The sequence below is a fragment of the Holdemania sp. genome (genome assembly GCF_986127675.1).
In genome coordinates this window covers 1-2,557 of record NZ_CFQZWI010000176.1, presented here as the reverse complement: position 1 = coordinate 2,557, position 2,557 = coordinate 1, and the positions used below count along the sequence as shown (strand labels likewise).

The window sequence follows — 2,557 nt, the reverse complement described above, 5'->3', positions numbered from 1 at the left end:
CTCTTCCGATCTGAAGGAGCTGATTCCCTACGTCAAGGAGCATGGTTTTACGCACATCGAGCTGATGCCGCTGAATGAACATCCGTTTGACGGCAGCTGGGGCTATCAGGCCAGCGGTTATTTCAGCTGTACTTCCCGCTATGGGCAATGTAAGGATTTAATGGAATTCATCAACGAATGCCACCGCCAGCACATCGGCGTCATCCTCGACATGGTTCCGGTGCATTTTGTCAAGGACAGTCATGGACTGCGTTACTTCGACGGCGAAGCGCTGTATGAATATCCGAATGTCAACGATGCGCACAGCGAATGGGGAACGATGAATTTCGACCTGTGGAAAGAGGAAGTCCGCAGTTTCTTGATGTCGTCCGCGTCGTTCTGGTGCGATCTGTATCACATCGACGGCATCCGCATCGACGCCGTCAGCAACATCATTTACTGGGGCGGAAACAAGAACCGCGGCACCAACGAAGGCGCGCTTGCGTTTATCCGCCGGCAGAACTATTATTTGTCGAAGAAATATCCGGAGGTCATGTTGATCGCGGAGGATTCCTCGGATTATCCGAAGGTTACCAAATCGACGCTCGAGCTGGGGCTGGGTTTTGATTATAAGTGGGATCTGGGCTGGATGAACGATACCCTCAAATATTACGGCCGCGATCCGATCTACCGTAAATACCATCACAACGAGCTGACCTTCTCAATGGCCTACTTCTATTCCGAACGGTTTATCCTGCCGTTAAGCCACGACGAGGTCGTCCATGGCAAGCATACGATCGTCGACAAGATGTGGGGCAGCTACGATCAGAAATTCGCGCAGGCCAAAAACCTCTATCTCTATCAGTTCACTCATCCGGGCAAGAAGCTGAACTTCATGGGCAATGAGATCGGCATGTTCCGCGAATGGGACGAAGCCCGCGAGATGGATTGGTTTCTGCTGGGGTATTCCCGCCATGCGGCGTTTGCGCGGTATTTCCAGGATATCAGCCGGATCTATTCCCATCACCGGGCGCTGAGCCGCTATGATTATGATTACCAGTATTTCCGCTGGATCGACGCGGATAACGGCGATCAGAGCGTATACAGCTATTATCGGGAAGATGAACAGAATATCATGGTCGTCGTCCTCAACATGACGCCGGCTTCCTATGAGCATTTCCGAATCGGCGTACCGCAGGCCGGCACTTACAGCGAGCTGATCAATACCGAAAAGGATATCTACGAAGGCTGCAATATGTGCAACTTCAAGCCGGTGGCGACGGAAACCGTACCGGCGCATCACTTTGAACAATCGCTGGATATCCGCGTCGCGCCGTTTGCGGGCATCCTGTTAATCTGTAAGAAAAGCGCGAAGAAAAAAGCCGCGAAGAAAGCGGAGAGGAGCGAAGCGGCAAAGCCGGAAACGGAGATGGAAAAATCGACGCCGGCGGACGCTGGTAAAACGGCGCCGAAAAAGAAGAAAACAACCGTCCGAAAGAAAGCCGAATAGGGAACGACGCATCGCCCCTGCAGCACACACGTATTGGGGAATTCGCTGCAGGGGCGATTTTGTTGAAAAATGGTCATTTATTTTTGCTTCCCTTTGCCGGAAAGAGGGAATCGTCAGCGGCATGAAGACAGGGTTAAAGCCGGGGAGCAGCCATATAAATTTGAGAAAAGATTTGAATAAACCAGAATCAGGATTAAGGAAAAAAACGAATAGTAACGCTGATTCAGGTAAAAATGAGGAAGTAACCGCTTTTATTAACAGGAAGCGATTGCGTTTTAGGGAAAAACTGGTAAAATACACGCGGGAGGAATTTTATGTTCAATAACAAACAGGAATTCGTAGAAGAATTCACCAAACGGATCGAGGAAAATTACGGACGATCTGTCGAACAGTCCCATCCGACAGAACGATTTATGGTGCTGGGCGGGATGGTTCGTGATTTTGCGGGCATCCATTGGAAAGAAACCAAAGAGAAGATCGCTGCGGATCAGGCTAAGCAGATGTATTACTTCTCGATGGAGTTCTTGATCGGCCGGCTTTTAACCAATAATTTAATGAACTTAGGCATTTATGAACTTGTCCGCGACGGCTTGCAGGATCTGGACATCGACATCAACGAGCTGGAAGACCTGGAATCCGACGCGGGTCTTGGCAACGGCGGTCTGGGCCGCCTGGCTGCCTGCTTTCTGGACTCGCTGGCGTCGCTGCAGCTGCCGGGCAACGGCAACTGCATCCGCTATCAATACGGATTATTCCGCCAGAAGATTGAAAACGGCTATCAGGTGGAGGTTCCGGATCAGTGGCTGAAACTGGGCAACGTCTGGGAAGTCCGCAAACCGAAGAGCGCGGTCGACGTGAAGTTCTGGGGTCATGTCGAAATGCGCAAGGATGAAAACGGCGAACTGATTTTCGATCATGTCGACGCGGAACACATCCGCGCCGTGCCGTATGATATGCCGGTGGTCGGTCATGGCACCAAGGAAACCAACACGCTGCGCTTATGGTCAGCGGAGGCCTCCGACATCATCCCGACCAATAAGGATTTCCGGTTATACTTACAGGAGAGAT

Annotated in this window: 3 protein-coding genes; all 3 read left to right on the top strand. The window is 51.2% G+C overall.

The window, feature by feature from the left end; translation table 11 throughout:
• Positions 1-1,489: 1,4-alpha-glucan branching protein GlgB (gene glgB / locus AC5OW4_RS14985; RefSeq protein WP_493677186.1), on the top strand; the 1,489-nt coding region annotated here is incomplete at its 5' end.
• 121 nt (positions 1,490-1,610) lie between these two features.
• Positions 1,611-1,814 carry a hypothetical protein gene (locus tag AC5OW4_RS14980; RefSeq protein ID WP_072685668.1) on the top strand — a complete coding sequence of 68 codons (204 nt, stop codon included), beginning with the start codon at positions 1,611-1,613 and terminating at the stop codon, positions 1,812-1,814.
• Positions 1,804-2,557: glycogen/starch/alpha-glucan phosphorylase (locus tag AC5OW4_RS14975; RefSeq protein WP_493677185.1), on the top strand; the 754-nt coding region annotated here is incomplete at its 3' end. The genes AC5OW4_RS14980 and AC5OW4_RS14975, both read left to right, overlap by 11 nt.

Excerpts from the sequence above, each read along its gene's own strand:
- AC5OW4_RS14980 (WP_072685668.1), top strand. The coding sequence starts at position 1,611 with ATGAAGACAGGGTTAAAGCCGGGGAGCAGCCATATAAATTTGAGAAAA.